Annotated in this window: 14 protein-coding genes; 11 read left to right on the top strand and 3 right to left on the bottom strand. The window is 39.4% G+C overall.

The annotated features are described in order from the left end of the window. Nucleotides 1–38: 38 nt before the first annotated feature. The 11 genes from ACZOVS_RS00855 to pyrF all read left to right on the top strand — a co-directional run bounded on the left by ACZOVS_RS00855 (nucleotide 39) and on the right by pyrF (nucleotide 15,213). Nucleotides 39–707 (top strand): DUF4290 domain-containing protein, encoded by a 669-nt coding sequence (locus tag ACZOVS_RS00855; RefSeq protein WP_483995345.1) that lies wholly within the window; start codon nucleotides 39–41, stop codon nucleotides 705–707. Nucleotides 708–709: 2 nt separating this feature from the next. After that, nucleotides 710–2,014, top strand: a complete 1,305-nt coding sequence (gene murA / locus ACZOVS_RS00850) for a UDP-N-acetylglucosamine 1-carboxyvinyltransferase (protein WP_483995344.1) — start codon at nucleotides 710–712, stop codon at nucleotides 2,012–2,014. Nucleotides 2,015–2,133: 119 nt separating this feature from the next. Beyond that, a complete protein-coding gene (locus ACZOVS_RS00845; RefSeq protein WP_483995343.1) occupies nucleotides 2,134–2,745 on the top strand; it encodes a nucleotide exchange factor GrpE in 612 nt (203 codons plus the stop codon). Nucleotides 2,746–2,766: 21 nt separating this feature from the next. Further along, a complete protein-coding gene (dnaJ, locus tag ACZOVS_RS00840) occupies nucleotides 2,767–3,894 on the top strand; it encodes a molecular chaperone DnaJ (RefSeq protein ID WP_483995342.1) in 1,128 nt (375 codons plus the stop codon). A gap of 141 nt (nucleotides 3,895–4,035) precedes the next feature. Further along, entirely contained in the window at nucleotides 4,036–4,965 is a 930-nt protein-coding gene (locus ACZOVS_RS00835; protein ID WP_483995341.1) for an ABC transporter ATP-binding protein, read from the top strand. After that, nucleotides 4,962–6,257 carry an ABC transporter permease gene (locus tag ACZOVS_RS00830; RefSeq protein WP_483995340.1) on the top strand — a complete coding sequence of 432 codons (1,296 nt, stop codon included), beginning with the start codon at nucleotides 4,962–4,964 and terminating at the stop codon, nucleotides 6,255–6,257. Before ACZOVS_RS00835 ends, ACZOVS_RS00830 begins: the two co-directional genes overlap by 4 nt. 115 nt (nucleotides 6,258–6,372) lie before the next feature. Next, entirely contained in the window at nucleotides 6,373–9,480 is a 3,108-nt protein-coding gene (gene secDF, locus ACZOVS_RS00825; protein WP_483995339.1) for a protein translocase subunit SecDF, read from the top strand. A 180-nt stretch (nucleotides 9,481–9,660) separates the two neighbouring features. Further along, nucleotides 9,661–12,129 (top strand): OmpA family protein, encoded by a 2,469-nt coding sequence (locus ACZOVS_RS00820; RefSeq protein ID WP_483995338.1) that lies wholly within the window; start codon nucleotides 9,661–9,663, stop codon nucleotides 12,127–12,129. A 17-nt stretch (nucleotides 12,130–12,146) separates the two neighbouring features. Then, nucleotides 12,147–13,313, top strand: a complete 1,167-nt coding sequence (locus ACZOVS_RS00815) for an AIR synthase related protein (RefSeq protein ID WP_483995337.1) — start codon at nucleotides 12,147–12,149, stop codon at nucleotides 13,311–13,313. A 14-nt stretch (nucleotides 13,314–13,327) separates the two neighbouring features. After that, nucleotides 13,328–14,404: a peptide chain release factor 1 gene (gene prfA, locus ACZOVS_RS00810; RefSeq protein ID WP_483995336.1), complete on the top strand. Its 1,077-nt coding sequence runs from the start codon at nucleotides 13,328–13,330 to the stop codon at nucleotides 14,402–14,404. Next, entirely contained in the window at nucleotides 14,404–15,213 is an 810-nt protein-coding gene (gene pyrF, locus ACZOVS_RS00805) for an orotidine-5'-phosphate decarboxylase (protein ID WP_483995335.1), read from the top strand. The genes prfA and pyrF overlap by 1 nt, the downstream gene beginning before the upstream one ends. Before the next feature lie 224 nt (nucleotides 15,214–15,437). Here the strand turns inward: pyrF and ACZOVS_RS00800 are convergent, their stop codons facing one another. The 3 genes from ACZOVS_RS00800 to ACZOVS_RS00790 form a co-directional block, all read right to left on the bottom strand. After that, nucleotides 15,438–17,468, bottom strand: a complete 2,031-nt coding sequence (locus ACZOVS_RS00800) for a T9SS type A sorting domain-containing protein (RefSeq protein WP_483995334.1) — start codon at nucleotides 17,466–17,468, stop codon at nucleotides 15,438–15,440. A gap of 26 nt (nucleotides 17,469–17,494) precedes the next feature. Beyond that, complete coding sequence (locus tag ACZOVS_RS00795; RefSeq protein WP_483995333.1) at nucleotides 17,495–18,523, bottom strand: branched-chain amino acid aminotransferase; 1,029 nt, start codon at nucleotides 18,521–18,523, stop codon at nucleotides 17,495–17,497. A 122-nt stretch (nucleotides 18,524–18,645) separates the two neighbouring features. Then, complete coding sequence (locus ACZOVS_RS00790; protein WP_483995332.1) at nucleotides 18,646–19,812, bottom strand: class I SAM-dependent methyltransferase; 1,167 nt, start codon at nucleotides 19,810–19,812, stop codon at nucleotides 18,646–18,648. Nucleotides 19,813–19,853 lie beyond the last annotated feature (41 nt).

Below are 19,853 nucleotides of genomic sequence, written 5' to 3'. Positions count from 1 at the left end.
TTTTAACGTTAAATATTTAATAAAAACAGCATAACGATATGGATATAGAAGGCATGAAATATAATACCGAACGTGACAAACTCGTGATATCCGAATACGGACGCAACATTCAAATCATGATACAGCATCTTTTGGATATAGACGACCGTCAACGTCGTACAGAAGCAGCTCATTTTGTCATCAACGTAATGGCTCAGATGAATCCCCAAGTCAAAGAATCCAATGATTATCTTCACAAATTATGGGATCATCTGCATATCATATCAGGCTACAAGTTGGATGTCGATTCTCCTTACGATCCTCCGAAACCTGAGGCACAAATAATGAAACCGGAACCTATTGAATATCATAAAAACAACATAAAATTTGGTCATTACGGACAGCATATCTACAACATGATACAAGAAGTCAAGAAGATGGAAGACAGTCCTAAAAGACAAGCATTACTCTACAACATAGCCAACCAAATGAAAAGAGCCTATCTCAGTTGGAATCGTGACACTGTAAATGACTTGTTGATTCTCGATGATTTATACAAATTGTCAAATGGAGAATTTACACTTCCGATTGATACAAAACTAATTCCAACATCCGAGATACTTTCAAAACCTCAATCTCAACAACCACAACAACAGCAAAAGAAAAAGAAAGCCAAAAAGCAGCATGCCATGAAAGTCAATAATCCCAACAGACCAAACAAAAAATAACCATGGGTTCATTCAAAATAGTTGGAGGGAACAAATTATCGGGAGCGATAACGCCTCAAGGTGCCAAAAATGAAGCGATGCAGATATTATGTGCATGTCTGTTGACATCTGAAGTCGTAACTATAACCAATCTTCCTGACATACTCGACATCAACAACCTTATCGAATTGTTCAAAGGCATGGGTGTCAAGATAGAAAGACCTACCCCTGACACTATCAAGGTTCAAGCTGAAGATATCAATTTCGAATATTTCAATACTGATGATTTCATAAAAAAAGCCACGAGTTTAAGAGGCAGCGTAATGATATTGGGTCCTCTGTTAAGCCGTTACGGGAGGAGTTCTCTGCCACATCCGGGAGGCGACAAAATAGGACGCCGTCGTCTTGACACTCATATCATCGGATTAAAAAAACTTGGTGCCATTATTGACCCGACTACTAAGTTTTACAGTCTCAAGGCTCCTGCTGACGGATTAAAGGGCACTTATATGTTGCTTGATGAAGCATCGGTGACAGGTACAGCCAACATCATCATGGCTGCCGTCCTCGCCAATGGCACCACAACTATTTTCAACGCTGCATGCGAACCTTACATAGTACAATTATGCCGCATGTTGACATCTATGGGAGCCACCATAAATGGCATAGGGTCCAATTTATTGACGATACATGGTGTCAAAGAACTTCACGGCACAGAACATCGACTCCTTGCCGACATGATAGAGGTAGGCAGTTTCATCGGTATGGCCGCCATGACAGGCTCCGAGTTGACAATAAAAAATGCCGGTGTCAATGACCTCGGCATAATACCTGATACTTTCCGTAAACTCGGAATAGAATTAAAAATACTGGATGACGATATCATTGTGCCGCAGCAAGACCATTATACTGTGGAAACATTCATGGACGGAGGAATTCTTACGATAGCCGACGCACCATGGCCGGGTTTCACTCCTGACCTTATCAGCATTATACTCGTCGTCGCCACACAGGCTAAAGGCACCGTTCTCATACACCAGAAAATGTTTGAAAGCCGTCTGTTCTTTGTTGACAAGCTCATAGACATGGGAGCTCAGATAATATTATGCGACCCTCACAGAGCCAACATCATTGGTTTAGACCACACTCATGCTTTGAAGGCCATTCGCATGTCATCGCCCGACATACGCGCCGGCGTAGCTCTGCTCATTGCCGCCTTGTCAGCAGACGGCACATCCATAATAGACAATATCGACCAAATTGATAGAGGTTATCAATACATAGACAAACGCCTTAAAGCCATTCACGCTGACATAGAGAGAATCTAATTCCATGTCTCATTCCGACAATATTTTTCCAAAATGAAAACTGACATTTTGTCAATCTGCATTATTGGCAAGTTTTTTGATATGGTAACAAAATAAATTGAAATCAATGAATTAAACTTATGGAAAATAATAACAAAAACAATAATGAAAAAACGCTGTCTGACGAAAATATCAATCTCGACAACGATAAAGAAAAAGATGATAAAGGCAAAAAAAACAAAAACAAATCAAAAAAATGTGACAAACAACAGAACGAGTCACAAACAAAATTTGATGAATTGGAGTTGAAAAACAGCGAATTGGAAGCTAAATATGCCGATATCAATGATAAATACATCAGATTGTTTTCAGAATTCGACAACTACCGCAAAAGAGCGGCAAAAGAAAGAGCCGAGTTGTTTAAGACAGCCTCAGAAGACATTATCAAGAAGATGCTGCCCATATTGGATGATTTCGAGAGAGCTTTGCAAATCATGAAAAAAAGCGACAATAAAGCCGATTTTGAGGGAATTACATTGATTTACAACAAATTAAAGACCATGCTCAATCAAAACGGATTGGAAGAAATACATGCCATGGATGCAGAATTCGATACCGACGAACATGAAGCACTGACAAGTACTCCAGCTCCTGACGAGAGCAAAAAAGGAAAAGTGTTGGACGTGATTCAAAAAGGTTATAAACTCAACGGCAAGGTCATCAGATATGCCAGAGTTGTCGTTGGCAGCTGACAAAATAGATTTTAATTAGTAATGGAGAAAAGAGATTATTATGAAATATTGGAAGTATCGAAAGATGCTTCTGTAGATGATATAAAAAAGGCATACCGCAAAAAGGCTTTGAAATATCATCCTGACAGGAATCCGAACGACAAGGAAGCAGAAGAAAAATTCAAAGAAGCTGCCGAGGCATACGAAGTATTGAGCGATGCCAACAAAAGGGCAAGATATGACCGCTTTGGACATTCCGGATTTACTGAAAGCGATTTCAGCAATTATTCTATAAACGATATATTATTCAATTTCCTTGGTGACTTAGGTGGTTTTGGATTTGGAGGCGGCGGATTCAATTTTGGAGGTGGTTCCGGGAAATATGTAAACAAAGGATCGAACCTGCGTATGCGTGTCAAATTGTCATTGCAGGAGATCAACGACGGCATAACAAAAAAAGTCAAAGTCAACAGATATGTCACATGTAAACATTGCAACGGCAGTGGCTCCAGCGACGGTTCATTGCAGACATGTCCCGTATGCAAAGGACGTGGCTCCATAACACAAGGCGGCGGATTCTTTACCCAGATAATATCCTGTCCTCAATGTCATGGCGAAGGTGAAATAATAAAAAACAAATGTCCCGACTGTCAGGGAACAGGCGTCGTAAAAGGAGAAGAGGTGTTCGACCTCACTATACCGGCCGGAGTAGCGGACGGAATGCAACTTTCATTTCAAGGTAAAGGCAATGCCGGCATACATAACGGCATACCAGGAGACCTTTTGGTTATTATTGAAGAAGAAGAACACTCCGACTTCATTCGTGAAGACGAGAACCTGATATACAATCTGTTTATCAGTGTTCCCGAAGCCATTCTCGGCTGTACGGTAGAAATTCCTCTAATCAATGGCACTACTTCGTTGAAAATACCTGCCGGAACACAATCCGGAGAAGTTATAAGACTCAAAGGTAAAGGCTTGCCAATACTCAACAGCTACGGAAGAAAAGGAGAACTCCTTGTTAATGTTAACGTATGGATTCCTAAGAAATTAAATAAAAATGAAGAAGAAATGATGAAAACCTTACTCGATAGCGACAATATGAAACCAAAATTGTCTGAAAAAGAAAAAAACTATTTCCAAAAACTGCGCGATTTTTTCTCCAAGTAATGTTATTATTTCCAATGTCTATAATGATGACTTATTATTATCATGATTACGACATTGACTTTTTTATCAACATACAAAACAATATCATTTTGTAATAACAAACTGTCATTTTGTCAACATTACGAATAGTATTTGAAAATTATGCAACCATTCATCGAAATAATCAATGTCAGCAAATCATATTCTGACTATAAAGCATTAAACAATGTCAGTTTCAATGTCCCGAAACAAAGTATCTTTGGATTGCTGGGTCCTAACGGTGCCGGAAAGACCACATTGATACGTATCCTGAATCAAATAACAGCTCCTGATGAAGGTCGCATTATGTTTGACGGAACGCCGCTGTCTCAAAGACATGTGTCTATGATTGGTTATCTGCCGGAAGAAAGAGGATTGTATAAAAAGATGAAAGTCGGAGAACAAGCGGTTTACCTCGCCCAATTGAAAGGATTAGATGCCAAAACAGCAGAAAAAAGACTTAAATACTGGTTCGGCAAATTCGAGATCGGCAGTTGGTGGAACAAAAAAGTTGAAGAACTAAGCAAGGGAATGCAGCAAAAAATACAGTTTATCGTGACAGTGATACATGAACCCAAACTGCTTATATTCGATGAACCTTTCTCCGGATTTGACCCTATCAACGTCAATTTGCTGAAAAATGAAATATTGGATATGCGAGACAAAGGTGCCACCATTCTGTTTTCTACACACAACATGGCATCGGTCGAAGAACTTTGCGACAATATAATGCTTATCAACAAAGGCAAAATGCTTCTTGAAGGTGGTGTGACAGAAATAAAACAACAGTTCAAGAACAATATTTTTGAACTGACCATGCAAAACGTAAGCGAAGAAGTGCATCTACCTGAATGTTATAATATAATGTCTTGCGAAAAAAAACAAAACGGCATGACCCATCTTAAAATACAAGCCGACAAGAATATCGATTCCAATGAACTCGTAACCTCAATTTTAAAGAAAGGACGTCTTGTTTCATTCCAGGAATTGCTACCATCAATAAACGACATTTTTATTAAACAAATCAACGACAAAAACAATTCACAAATATGAAAATAGGAATCATCATAAAAAGAGAATATTTGACTCGAGTGCGTAAACGCAGCTTCGTCATCATGACAATATTGACTCCTATACTGTTTGCCGCACTGATGTTTCTTCCGACAATATTGATGAATAACTCGGAAAAATTCGACAAGAAAAGAACCATTGTCGTAAATGATGAAACAGGCTTTTTCAAAGGCAAGTTTAAAAATACCGATGCACATACATTCATTTTTGAAGACAAAGACATTGAATCATTGAAAGAACTTGTAGAACAAGAAGTTTATGATGGCATACTATACATCCCGAGCACCTCTCTGAATCTGCCTGTAAACGCCAAGTTGTACAGTAAGAAAGCATTGCCTATAACATTGAGTTCCTATTTGGAGAACATCATGAAACAGGAACTGCAAAAACAAAAATTACTTGCCTCGGGAATTGACCCGGCTCTCGTCAAGGCTGCCAATGTCGATATCCACATAACAAGTGTACGTTTTGACGAAAACAATGAAGAGAAAAACATGTACAACATATTGGAGATGTTTTTGGGACTCGGATTCGGACTGCTGATATACATGGTGATATTCATGTTCGGTAATCAGGTGATGAGCGGTGTTATTGAAGAAAAGACAAACCGCATTGTGGAGGTCATCGTGAGTTCCGTGAAACCTTTTGAACTGATGATGGGTAAAATCATTGGAACGGCATTAGTTGGTTTGACACAGTTTATGATATGGATAGTGTTGACTCTGTTGATATATTCAGCCGGAATGCTCGCCATCACTCCTCATGAGATGATTTCGACAGGAATGATGAATGAACAAGCTGTTACAACAGACAGCCAGCAGATGATTGTCAAAGCCATGGAAATGACAAACAGTATCAACTTCAAAGGAATACTATTTTGTTTTCTGCTGTATTTTATTGGAGGATACATGTTGTATGCAGCGTTGTTCGCTGCAATAGGATCGTTTGTGGACAATGAAACAGATAAACAGCAATTCGTTTTGCCTGTATCATTGCCATTGTTGTTCGTAATGGTCTGTTGCACCATGATAATCAATAATCCGGACAGCAGTTTCGCTACATGGTTGTCCATAATACCATTCACATCTCCGGTAGCAATGATGATGAGAATACCATACGGAGTGCCGTATTGGCAGATATCCTTGTCTATTGCCTTGCTTGTAGTAACATTTGTTTTTATTACATGGGTGGCAGCGAAAATTTACCGTACCGGTATATTGATGTACGGTAAAAAAACGACATACAAAGAGATATGGAAGTGGTTGAAATATTAAAAAACAACTCTATTTATACCAAAATTTCAAAAAATTTTGTTTAGTAATAAAAATATAGTATTTTTGCACCTCAAAAAATAGGAAAAGTTTAATTTTTATAAAAATCAGATTTACAATGCAGAACAAAGGAGTTATCAAGCTTTTGGCAATATTGCTCGGAGTGTTTACTTTGTATCAGTTATCGTTCACATTTGTCACGAAACGTATTGAGAACAAAGCAGATACATTTGCCAAGAGCGAAGAGTCGGAAAGATTGGCTAATGACTTGGCCCAAGGCAATCAAGATGCTTTTAATTACTATTTGGATTCCATTCAAGATGCAAGAGAAAATTATTACTTGGATTCCATGAGTACTGTAAAGGTATATCCGGTAATCAATTATACATATCGTGATTGCAAAGAAAACGAACTTAACTTAGGTCTAGACCTTAAAGGTGGTATGAACGTGTTGATGGAAGTTTCCATACCAGACATCATCATGGCATTGTCAAACCACAGTACCGACCCTAATTTCGTTGAGGCAATGCGTATAGCCAACGAACAGCATCTCAACAGCCAGAGACATTTTGTGGACTTGTTCGGTGATGCTTACACACAGTTGGATCCCAACGCAAGATTAGCCTCCATATTCCTTTATGAGTTCAAAGACAAAGGTATAACAGTCAACTCAACAAACGAAGAGGTTCTCAAAGTCATAAAAGATGAAACCGACAGTGCAATAGACCGTTCATATCAGATCTTGAGAACACGTATAGACCGTTTCGGTGTGGCTCAGCCCAACATTCAGAAATTGGAAGGCTCAGGACGTATCCTCGTAGAACTTCCAGGCATCAAAGACCCGAAACGTGTCCGTAAACTGTTGCAGGGAACTGCACAGCTGGAGTTTTGGGAGACTTATAATTTCAGCGAACTTTATCAGTATTTTGATGAAGCTAACAAACGTTTGTCTGAAATAAACAAAACGACTACCTCTACAGAGAATGAAGAAGTCGAAGAAGCAGGTGCTGATATCATGATAGAAGACGACAATACTTTGCTGAGTCAAATAGAAAGTAAAGACTCATTGACATTAGCACGAGAGAAGGCCATGGAAGAATATTCAGCCAATAATCCTCTTTATGCAGTGTTGCAACCTTCATACTATCAAAATGAGTCAGGACAGTTCTTGCCTGCCCAAACAGCCCGCGTAGGTATGGCCATGGTAAAAGATACTGCCAACATAAACAGAATGATAAACGAGGTGAAATCAGTCTTCCCACGTAACTTGAAATTTGCATGGTGTGTAAAGCCAAATATTACTGAAGACGGCACAGAATATGTTGACCTTGTCGCTTTAAAGATGTCTCGCGACAACAAAGCTGCTCTCGGCGGAGAAGTAGTCACTGAAGCACGCCAAGACTACAATCAAACAGGCGGTGTTGAAGTGACACTACGAATGAATAGCGAAGGTGCCAAGGCATGGAAACGTCTCACAGGTGAGAACATAGGAAAACAGATAGCTATAGTGCTTGACAACTATGTATATTCATATCCTGTCGTCAACGATGAGATACCTACCGGAGTTTCATCCATCTCGGGCGGCAATATGACAGTAGAAGAGGCACAAGACCTTGCCAACATTTTGAAAGCCGGTAAGTTACCTGCACCTGCCAGAATACTCGAAGAAAACGTCGTAGGTCCTTCACTCGGTCAAGAAGCCATCAATTCCGGTCTATGGTCATTTGTGATAGCTTTCGTTCTCGTCCTTATTTACATGCTGTTCTTCTACAGCAAAGCCGGTTTTGCAGCTGACACGGCACTCGTCGTCAACATCATATTCTTACTCGGTGCATTGACATCATTCGGTACGGTATTGACACTACCGGGTATCGCAGGTATAGTGCTTACTTTGGGTATGGCTGTTGACTCCAACGTCATTATCTACGAACGTATTAAAGAAGAACTTCGTGCCGGCAAAGGTCTCCGTTCAGCCATTCAGGACGGTTACAAAGCAGCCTACTCAGCTATACTCGACGGTAACATCACAACATTCCTCACCGGTTTCATTCTATTTAAATTCGGTACCGGTCCCGTACAAGGTTTCGCCACAACATTGATGATAGGTATCTGTACTTCTTTGTTTACATCTATCTTCATCAGCCGTTTGGTGTTGGAAGGCTGGCTCAAAAGAAACAAAGAAATTACTTTCTCCAACAAACTGACAAGAAACTTCTTGAAAGATGTTCATTTCGACTTTATCAAATTCAGCAATAAAGCATTTATCATAGCCGGTATATTCATCCTTATCAGTGTAGGTTCTCTTGCATTGAGAGGTCTTAACCTCGGTATTGACTTCAAGGGTGGTCGTAACTATGTCGTTCGTTTCGACAAAGAGGTTTCTGTTGACCAAGTGCGTAACGCATTGGGTGATGTAGCTGAGTTTAATGACGATGTACCGGAAGTGAAAACATACGGACCAAGCCGTCAGGTAAAGATTACTACTAAATATAAAATCAACAGCAATGATCCAGAAGTTGACAGTGAGATTCAAAATCTCCTTTATAACGGTCTTAAAGGATTTTACAGCAAAGACCTGACATACGAACAATTTACTTCTGACAGCGATAAGAGCGATATGATGCTTGGTATCCTCAGCTCACAAAAAGTTGGTGCTACAGTAGCTGACGACGTGACACGCAACGCTTTCATAGCCGTTATTCTTTCGCTTATTATTATCTTTGCATACATAGCCATACGTTTCAGAAGATGGGAATATGGTGTATCCAGCGTTATCGCTCTTACACACGACACCATAATTGTGATAGGGATGTATTCATTGTTCTACAATGTTCTTCCTTTCAGCATGGAGGTTGACCAGTCGTTTATAGCTGCTGTATTAACAATCATCGGATATTCCATCAACAATACAGTGGTTATTTTCGACCGTATCCGTGAGAATGTGAAATTATTCCCGAAAAGGACATGGCTCGAACGTATCAACAATGGTGTCAGCAGTACATTATTACGTACAATCAACACCTCCGGTTCTACATTAGTGGTATTGCTCGCCATCTTTATCTTCGGCGGTGAGACTATACGCGGATTCGTATTTGCCCTGTTGGTAGGTATCTTGGCCGGTACATATTCATCATTATTTGTAGCTTCTCCTATAGCATACTATCTGTTCAAAGGCAAGAAGCATGATGAAGAACTCCTTCTTGGAAATAGCAAGAAAAACAAATAATATCGCAGAGTATTAAAATCTCTGCACATTAAGTTCCAACCGGATATAAATTCGGTTGGAACTTTTTTTTGAAAAAACGACATTGAAGCAGCAAATGCCACCGCAGTAATTTTTCTTGCTCTTTTACGAATAATTTTATACTTTTGCAAAATATAAGACGTTATGTCAAAAATATTATCTATGAGAAAATCAATTCTTATCGCAATATTATTTGCTTTATGCTTTGTTTCGGCACAAGATGTTATTGCTCAACGTCGTAACCCGGCAAAAAATGCCGATATAGCATTCGAACGCAAACAATATTATTCTGCAATAGAAAAATACAAAAAAGCTTATAAGAAAACAGGCAAAAAGAAATATAAAGACGAAAGGATTCGAATAACGTATCAATTGGGTGAATGTTACAGACTGACAGAATCTTATCGTCTGGCAGCGGCTCAATACAAAAGAGTAGTCAAGTCGGAATTTCCAAAAGAACATCCGGAGGTTTATTTGTATTATGGCGATGTCTTGAAATCCGAAGAGAAATATGAAGACGCTTTATATTATTATAATCTTTACAGTGAAGCTGTTCCAGATGACCCTCGAGGACAAAGAGCTGCAGAAGATATACAATATATTCAAGAATGGATGGAATATCCTTCCAAATACGAAGTGACAAGGATGAAAAACCTTAATTCCAGAAGCAGCGACTTCGGAGTAGCATGGACAAGCAACAATTTCAATGAAATAATATTCTCATCATCAAGAGAAGGAGGAGTCACCAAAGAAAAAGACGTAATAACAGGACAACATTTTGCTGACTTTTATACTGTAAGACAGGACAAAAACGGCGAATGGGGCGAAGTGAATCTCGCCGATGATGCCGATATTATAAACAGTGAAGGCAGTGAAGGTACTCCTTTCATCAACAAAGCCTTCAATACCATGTATTTCACACGCTGTCCCAACCATAAAAACAGAGAGTCGGGTTGTCAAATCATGAAGTCATCACGCAGTGGCAGTTCCTGGGGCGACCCCGTCACTGTAACTATTGCCAATATTGACAGTCTCGACGTAATAGGACATCCTACATTGACAGACGATGAGTTGATAATGTATTTCGCCGCCGACCGTAAAGGCGGCTTCGGAGGTAAAGACATCTGGGTCACAACAAGAGAAGACAAAGGGTCTGATTTCTCCCGACCGTTTAACCTCGGTCCTGTCGTCAATACTGCAGGAGATGAGATGTTTCCTTTTTTAAGAAACGACAGCACTCTTTATTTCTCATCAAACGGTCATGGAGGAATGGGCGGATTGGATATCTTCGTCACTACAATAGACAGCACAGGTAACTGGGGCATGCCAAAAAACCTGAGATCTCCTATCAATTCCATAGGCAACGATTTTGCCATCGTATTTCATCCTACGGAAGAAAGAGGCTTTTTCGCAAGTAACAGAGACTCTCGCAATGGTCTTGATGACGATATTTACTATTTCATTGAACCTCCCATTATGTTTACTGTCACCGGCAATATTAAAGACCTTAACACCCTTCAGTATGTAGAGGGAGCTAACGTACGTCTGTCAACGGCTGAAGACGGAGTGGTGGCTTCTACATTGAGCAGTGAAAGCGGCAATTTCCTGTTCACCAACAATCAAGTATTTCTCAACAAATTATATATCTTGACGATAGACAAAGACAACTATTTCACCTTGACTGACACAATCAACACAATAGGATTGGAGTTTAGCCGTGATTTCACCAAAGATTATGACCTCTCTCCAATACCGGATCAACCGGTGGTGTTGCCTGATATCTTGTATGACCTTGCCAAATGGGATCTTAAACCTCAATTTGAAGACTCATTGCAAAGTCTTATTGAAACATTACAAATCAACCCTACCATTACCATAGAATTGGGCTCTCATACTGATAACCGCGACAGCGAGGAACGCAATGATATCTTGTCTCAAAAAAGAGCACAGTCGGTAGTGGATTATCTTATATTAAGAGGAATAGACCCGTTGAGGTTGACAGCAAAAGGTTACGGGGAACGTGTGCCAAGAACCTTGCAGAAAGATTATGTCATCGACGGATATACATTTAAAGCCGGAACAGTGCTGACAGAAGAATTTATCAACAGTTTAGAATCCAACAATCTTAAAGAAGCTGCCCACCAACTGAACCGTAGAACAGAATTCAGAGTACTCAGCAAAGACTATGTGCCACGAACCAATATCAGCGATAATCAAACTGCACATATAAGACTGCGTCCCGAAGATAATAAAATTGATTTCGTACAAGATACAAGAGGTAACTTCTCGTTCAATGCCATTGTAAACGCATATACAGAACGTATTACTTACGACCAGTCATTCGACTTCGGCGTGTCACAAATCAAAGCCATGGCAATGCTCAAAGACGGTATCATTACTAAAAATGACTTCAAAGGCGATGATATAGATAAAATCATCACTGCAGGAGCCATCAAAAATCTTTCTGTCTTTGTCATAAAAGAGATGCGCATAGCGGACAAGACTCTTTACAATGTTGAAGTTACTGTATATAATAACTTATTGTACGATTGGGTGATTGGACAAAAAGTGTTAAAGAAATTCGGCAATTTCGAATTCGACATCAACACTATGAAATTAATCTTCAAATAACATAATATCAAGATATTATGCCAATAGAACAAAGATATCAACTTCGAGGTGTCTCTGCTGAGAAAGAAGACATCCACAAAGCAATAAAAAAACTTGACAAAGGATTGTATCCTAATGCTTTTTGCAAAATCATACCCGACATCTTGGGAGGAGACGATGAGTTCTGCAATATAATGCATGCCGATGGCGCCGGCACCAAGTCGTCACTCGCATATCTGTATTGGAAAGAAACCGGCGATATTTCGGTATGGGCAGGAATAGCACAGGATGCCATAGTAATGAATACCGATGACCTCATGTGTGTCGGTGCTACCGACAATATGTTACTGTCGTCAACGATAGGACGCAACAAAAATCTTATACCAGGAGAAGTGATATCTGCCATCATAAATGGAACAGAAGATTTCCTTGCGACATTGCGCTCTCATGGTATTGGAATATATCTTACCGGAGGTGAGACTGCTGATGTAGGGGACCTGGTACGCACTGTTATCGTTGACAGTACCGTAACAACACGCATGAGACGTGATGAAGTAATAAACAACCATATACAGGTTGGTGACGTCATTGTAGGCTTTGCTTCATACGGTAAAGCTTCATACGAAAATTCATATAACGGCGGTATGGGAAGCAATGGCCTCACATCTGCCAGACATGATATGCTTTCTCATTGTTATTCCAATGATTATAAAGAAAGCTATGACAACAGCTTACCTGAAGACTTGGTCTATTCCGGACCGTCCAGACTAACTGACCCTACTGAAGTGAAAGGCGTTGATGTTGGAAAACTCATCTTGTCTCCCACCCGCACTTACCTACCTGTTATGGTTCCAATATTCAAAGAGTTACGCCATAAAATCCATGGCATGATACATTGTAGCGGCGGTGCGCAAACAAAAGTACTGCATTTTATAGACAAACTGCACATAGTGAAAGACAACATGTTCGAATTACCTCCTTTGTTCAGAATGATACAATCTGCATCCGGAACAGATTGGAAAGAAATGTACAAAGTGTTCAACATGGGACACCGACTTGAAATTTACACGGACATAGCATCAGCAGAAACAATGATGGAAATAGCCAGAAGTTTCAATATTGAATCACAAATCATCGGTCATGTTGAACCTTCGGACAGTAAACATCTGACAATAAAAAGTCAATATGGCATATTTCAATATTAATTGACACAAGCTCTATGGATATAATCGATAAACTTGAAGCAATAAAAACAAAATGGGAGTCTTTGAAAGAACAACTTAATGACCCCGAGTTGATGAACGACATGAAACGTTATGTCAAAATCAACAAAGATTATAAAGACTTAGAACCTGTCGTCAATGCTTTCACACAATATAAAACTTTACTCGCAAATATAGAAGAAGCGAAAGAAATCCTAAAAATCGAGAAAGATGAAGACCTCAAAGAGATAGCTCAAGAGGAACTTGACATCGCCATAGAGAAGTGTGCGAAGTTAGAGGAAGAGATACGTATCATGCTTATACCCAAGGACCCTCAAGACAGCAAAAATGCCATTGTTGAAATACGTGCCGGAACAGGAGGTGACGAAGCATGTATCTTTGCAGGCGATTTGTACAGGATGTATATGAAATATTGTGAAACTAAAGGCTGGAAAACAGAACTTGTTGACATGAATGAAGGTACCGTCGGTGGATTCAAAGAAGTGGTTTTCAATGTAATAGGAGAAGGTGCTTACGGACTTCTAAAATTCGAATCAGGAGTACACAGAGTACAGAGAGTACCCAAAACAGAGACGCAGGGCAGGATACATACTTCAGCAGCATCCGTGGTGGTATTGCCGGAAGCTGAAGAATTCGACATAGAACTTAATGAAAAAGATATACGTAAAGATACTTTCTGCTCCTCAGGACCCGGTGGACAATCTGTCAATACCACATATTCTGCTATTCGCCTCACCCACATACCAAGTGGCATAGTGGTGACATGTCAAGACGAAAAATCACAGATCAAGAACCTCGCCAAGGCTATGAAAGTACTTCGTACACGTCTTTTTGAACGTGAATACAACAAATATCTCGAAGAGATAGCCTCAAAGCGTAAAACGATGGTATCTACAGGAGACCGTTCTGCCAAGATACGCACATACAATTGGCCTCAAGGCAGAGTGACTGACCACCGTATCGGTCTCACAGTATATAATCTACCTGCAATTATCGACGGTGACCTGTCTGAATTTATCGAAAAATTACAAATGGCGGAAAATGCCGAAAGATTAAAAGAAGGATTAGAATAATGAATAAACAAGAACTTATAAATCAAATTTATGCAAAGAAATCTTTTCTTTGCGTCGGATTAGACACCGATATTGCCAAGATTCCGGAATATCTTCTCGAATATGAAGACCCGGTCTTCGAATTCAACAAGAGTATCATTGATGCCACGGCAGAATATACCATAGCTTACAAGCCAAATTCGGCATTTTATGAGGTTTATGGTGCAAAAGGCTGGCTGTCATTGGAAAAAACAATAGCTTATATCAAAGAGCATTACCCGGAAATTATGGTAATTGCCGATGCCAAAAGAGGAGATATCGGCAATACCTCTGCAAATTATGCAAAGGCTTTCTTCAAGACACTCAATGCCGATGCCATTACAGTGGCACCATACATGGGTCTGGATTCTGTAGAACCTTTCCTGAATTTCGAAGATAAATGGGTAATCCTTCTTGCTTTGACATCAAACAAAGGCTCCAAAGATTTCCAATATATTGGCACAGACAAAGGCACTTTATATAAAACCGTCTTATACAAAGCTATTGAATGGGCGGACAGCAACAAACTAATGTTTGTCGTAGGTGCCACACACCCTGAAGAACTTAAAGAGATAAGAGAAATATTGCCGGATTATTTTCTTCTTGTCCCTGGTGTAGGAGCGCAAGGCGGGTCAATAGAAGATGTCGCCAACAATGGACTTAACAAAGAATGTGGACTGATAGTCAATTCATCACGAGGCATTATATATGCATCAAAGGATACTTTTTTTGCTGAGGCTGCAGCTGAAGAGGCAAAAAAATTGCAACAAAAGATGCAATTATTCTTATAATACTGTATGCTCCAAAAACATAAATAAAATGTGACACGTACATTTACCTGCCACAGTGTTTTGTAGATTTAACCTTGACAAATATATGTTTTGTTTGCCGTAATAATTTAACTTGTAAGATTTTTTGATTCACATAATCTTATTTCTTCTCACTTTTAAATAAAAAGGTGTAAAGGGAAAAATCCTTCACACCTTATTTTATATTTGACAATTATGTCAAAAAGTTATCTTACTACAGAAACCTTCTTGGTAGTTGCATTACCTTCGTTATTCATAACGCGAACAAAATAAACACCTACAGAAAGGTTTTCAATATTTACTGACGACTCGTTACCAGATTCCACGACCTCGACAAGTTGACCTAAAGAATTGAATACCATAACCTTAGCTATATCAACACCTTTCACATATACAACACCCTTTGAAGGATTCGGATAAATATTACAGTTGACACCATTATTTTCGTCTATAGCATCATATTCTGTTGTGAAAGACTTCTCTTCGCCATATACTATTTGATCGTTGCCTGTTCTGGCAAATGCCTTGTACAAATATTCAGTACTATGAGTAAGACCGGTAAGCTGTATCTCGAAGTCAGTCGATACTGAAGCAGCTGTAGCCTCATGATATGTCGTCTCATCTGCAGTACGATACATAACGCCTACTTCCACAGGTGTACCGCCGGCAAAAGAACCTCCGACTATTGCTTCAGTAGGACCGAGCACTGTCGCATCGGCAGTAGTGACAGACATTGTCGCATCACTATTTATAGAGATCAAGTGAGATGCTTCGGAGCCAAATTCTCCGTCACCATCAATAATGACATTGCCGTCTGCATCTTTCAACTGATAATAACCTTGACCATAAGCACAGCAAATTCCATTACCAACATTGTCATAGATGCTCAATAACATACATTCGTTTGCAGGAACAGTAAATTCCTCTCTGTGAAGTTCTGTTGCTGTCGAACCTTGCAACATGGTGTAAGGACCACCGGAAGCATAAACAGTACCATTATAACCTGTAACTTCCCATGTAGTCTGGTTACCAAACTTATCCTGCATGATATCGAGAGTGAAAGTAACTTCCTCTCCGGTAACGTTCAAATCCATCCATTCATCGCAAGTAACGGTAAAAGACTGCTCCAAATCATAAGGAACACCATTAGCCTCAACAATTCTGACTACTCCGCTATGAGTACCGAACGGGACATCAATTTGGAGAGTAATTTGTTCTGAGAAAAACTGCTGCAAGGAACCATTCCATTCACTTTCAGTCACCTCACCATCTAATTCAATCTCAAATTTAACATTTGTCAATTCTTCAACGCCACCATTTTTCATTGTCATGACAACTTCTTTAGTATGGCTACAAGAAACACCGGCAATTTGTTCCACACCTGTGATATATGGGAAAATAGGTTCATCGGAGCCTATATTCGTTTCTATTTCACAAGCAGAAAGAATAGGACGTGTTGCTGCACCCTGTTGAGTTTCAGAAACCCAAGCGAGGAAAAATACGTTGTCAAGGTCAACCTCCACACCATTGGGATCACCGATGATTTCGGGAATCTCGTAAGTATAACTTCTTGTTATCAAAGTACCTTGTGTTGTAGGAGTAATCTCCTCGCCCCATGCAGAAGAAGTTATGACATCACGCAATATATGCATGTGGCAATATTGTCCATTAATCATTTGTTCCGGATTGGAAGTACCGCCAGACTGTGACCCGAGAATACTGTCCTGCAACATTGCCACTGTGAGATAGTTTGTTGTTTGAGCACTATTATCAGTATAATATACCTCTACATCAATAGTAGCCACACGAGTAGCCGGATTGATAACAGCCATACCTGCAACATTGAGCACTGCTGGTTGATTCAATTGTTGAGTTGCTGCACTTGTCCATTCACCACGACCAATAGCACTCGCCGTAGAACGGTTAACAACACCGGAAGGATAACCGGATATTGAGAATCCGTTATGTATGGTCTGACCATCCTGACAAATGAGATTAGGATAAGATGTAGGAGCAAAACCACCGGCATGAACATTGATAGCCCATACTCTGCCGGGATTATCACGCATGATCTGATTAGCTATTCTGTGGCCATCAGGACAATAGCCACAGTTTCTTCCCGTAAACTCTTCAAGAATAACATTTTTGTTTGAAGGTTCTGTCGAGACGTATTGCTGAGCATTCATTTGAAGAATATAAGCAAATACCACGCACAATAAAAGTGTAAGTTTTCTCATAAACTAATATTTATTAAAATTATCAATTAAATTCCTTCTACTATGGTAGTCCAGCCGAACTCGTCCGGTTCTGTACCATATTGGATACCACGCAATTTATTATAAAGTTTCTCACTCCAAGGACCCGGTTTGCCGTCTTTTGAGAATACGTATGATTTACCTGTCTCAGGGTCGTCGATACGTTGTATAGGACTGATAACGGCAGCAGTACCGCAAGCACCGGCTTCTTCAAAAGTAGCGAGTTCTTCCTCGGCAATAGGTCTGCGTTCGACTTTCATGCCTAGAGATTCTGCCAACTGTATCAAACTCTTGTTAGTGATGGATGGCAATATGGAAGTCGATTTAGGTGTGATGTATGTATTATCTTTAATAGCGAAAAAGTTGGCAGCGCCGGCCTCGTCAATATATTTCTTTTCTTTTGCATCGAGATAAAATTCGCAGGCATATTCACCACCATGACAAGCCTCAATATGAGCACGCATACTTGCAGCATAATTACCACCCACCTTGTAAATACCTGTTCCAAGAGGAGCAGAACGATCATATTTACGTGTAATAACGTATGGGTTAGCCATAAAACCACCTTTGAAATAAGGACCAACAGGCGTTGCAAATACAAGGAACAGATATTCATCAGCCGGACTGACACCAACTTTAGCACCCGTACCAATGATAAGAGGACGTAAATATAATGATGCTCCACTTTCATAAGGAGGAATAAATTCTGCATTGAGTTTTACACATTTAATCATTGCTTCCTCAAATCTGTCAAGAGGGAAACGTTGCATCATGATACCGTCACATGACGATTGAAGTCTCTTGGCATTTTCGTCAAGACGGAAAATACGCACTTTACCATCAGCACCACGGAAAGCCTTCAAGCCTTCAAAAGCTTCTTGTCCATAATGAAGACATGTAGCAGCCATGTGAATATTAATAGTTGTTTCCGATGAGATTTCAAACTCACCCCACTTTCCATTTCTGTAATAGCAACGTACATTATAGTTCGTTGGATAATAACCAAAAGGTAATTTTTCCCATTCAATCTTTTGCATAATTCTAATATTTTAGTTAATTGTTAATTCAGTCATAAATTTTAAAGATGCACAAAATTAAGTAATTTTTAATTAATATGCACATCATTTTACAAATATTTTTATTTTCGATATTTATAGTTTCAATAGCTTAAATTCATTAACTCAAAAATTCTTTCTAAATAATGACGTTGTATGCCATAACGTTTTTTTAATTCCTGTATCTGTCTAATTATAAGCTCTTTATCAGGTTCAACAACAGTTTTTCTTCCAACAAGAAGCACATTTTTAGGAGTATGCTCCATCTCAATAAACTCCATAATCTGAGTTTTATAACCGAAATATTCCATTATCAATGCTCGGATAGTATCCGTTATCATGACTGCCTGACGTTCTAAAAATATACCATAACGTGTCATACAGTCCGAGACCCCGGATTTTTCCATTTCGGCACGTATCTGTTTATGACAACATGGTGCACATATTAATAATTTTGCATTATTTTCAATCCCTTTTATAATAGCATCATCAGTGGCAGTATTGCATGCATGCAGTGCTATAAGAACATCTATTCTCTGAGGTTTATAATCTTCAATAGTACTATGAATGAAATCAAAATCAGGCATCTGACAATCGCGTATTATCTCATTGACTTTCAATACAATATCCTCACGTACCTCAACGCCTTCCAATATAAATCTTTTATTATAATGTTTTGACAGATGTTCATACAAAGCGAAAGTAAGATATCCTTTTCCGGCACCCATGTCGGCAATTCTCAACTCATCGTCGAAAGAAGTGTTGCGGATAAGAGAATCGACTATTTCCACATACTTGCATATCTGCTTGAACTTATGTTGCATATCGGCGAGCACCTTACCTTCTCGTGTAGTAAGTCCCAGTCGAAACCACCATATATTACGAGGATCTATCAGACGATTTTTAACATGGTCATGTTCCAAATCCGCCTCCCTGTACTCTTTGACCGGCTTGCAAATCAACGTAGGTTTCCCTTTGCGGCTTATCAACAAGGTGATATCTTCAGTAACGGTAAACAAAGATGCACTGAGAAACCTGTCATTCAACAAAGATTCAATCAATGACACGAACTGTTCCATATCATAATTCAGTGTCTCATCTCTCCTATCGTATCTATATGTAAATGAATACATCAATCTGTCTTTTATTCTGACGGGTTTGATATATACATTACGCAATTCATCACTTTTAGCTACAGGTTTCGACAATGTCAATTTCACAAAAGAACCCTGTTGCAAAGCGGCTGTCAGTTTTTCAAAAAAACGTTCCATGGCATAATTAATATCAATGCAAAAATAACACTTTTTTATAA

The organism is Candidatus Limimorpha avicola (genome assembly GCF_056978975.1).
This window is presented reverse-complemented; position numbering and strand designations above follow the sequence as displayed.

What these genes read in the sequence shown, in the direction of transcription:
- ACZOVS_RS00855 (WP_483995345.1), top strand. Translation starts at nt 39, where the DNA reads ATGGATATAGAAGGCATGAAATATAATACCGAACGTGACAAACTCGTG.
- murA (WP_483995344.1), top strand. Translation starts at nt 710, where the DNA reads ATGGGTTCATTCAAAATAGTTGGAGGGAACAAATTATCGGGAGCGATA.
- ACZOVS_RS00845 (WP_483995343.1), top strand. Translation starts at nt 2,134, where the DNA reads ATGGAAAATAATAACAAAAACAATAATGAAAAAACGCTGTCTGACGAA.
- dnaJ (WP_483995342.1), top strand. Translation starts at nt 2,767, where the DNA reads ATGGAGAAAAGAGATTATTATGAAATATTGGAAGTATCGAAAGATGCT.
- ACZOVS_RS00835 (WP_483995341.1), top strand. Translation starts at nt 4,036, where the DNA reads ATGCAACCATTCATCGAAATAATCAATGTCAGCAAATCATATTCTGAC.
- ACZOVS_RS00830 (WP_483995340.1), top strand. Translation starts at nt 4,962, where the DNA reads ATGAAAATAGGAATCATCATAAAAAGAGAATATTTGACTCGAGTGCGT.
- secDF (WP_483995339.1), top strand. Translation starts at nt 6,373, where the DNA reads ATGCAGAACAAAGGAGTTATCAAGCTTTTGGCAATATTGCTCGGAGTG.
- ACZOVS_RS00820 (WP_483995338.1), top strand. Translation starts at nt 9,661, where the DNA reads ATGAGAAAATCAATTCTTATCGCAATATTATTTGCTTTATGCTTTGTT.
- ACZOVS_RS00815 (WP_483995337.1), top strand. Translation starts at nt 12,147, where the DNA reads ATGCCAATAGAACAAAGATATCAACTTCGAGGTGTCTCTGCTGAGAAA.
- prfA (WP_483995336.1), top strand. Translation starts at nt 13,328, where the DNA reads ATGGATATAATCGATAAACTTGAAGCAATAAAAACAAAATGGGAGTCT.
- pyrF (WP_483995335.1), top strand. Translation starts at nt 14,404, where the DNA reads ATGAATAAACAAGAACTTATAAATCAAATTTATGCAAAGAAATCTTTT.
- ACZOVS_RS00800 (WP_483995334.1), bottom strand. Translation starts at nt 17,468, where the DNA reads ATGAGAAAACTTACACTTTTATTGTGCGTGGTATTTGCTTATATTCTT.
- ACZOVS_RS00795 (WP_483995333.1), bottom strand. Translation starts at nt 18,523, where the DNA reads ATGCAAAAGATTGAATGGGAAAAATTACCTTTTGGTTATTATCCAACG.
- ACZOVS_RS00790 (WP_483995332.1), bottom strand. Translation starts at nt 19,812, where the DNA reads ATGGAACGTTTTTTTGAAAAACTGACAGCCGCTTTGCAACAGGGTTCT.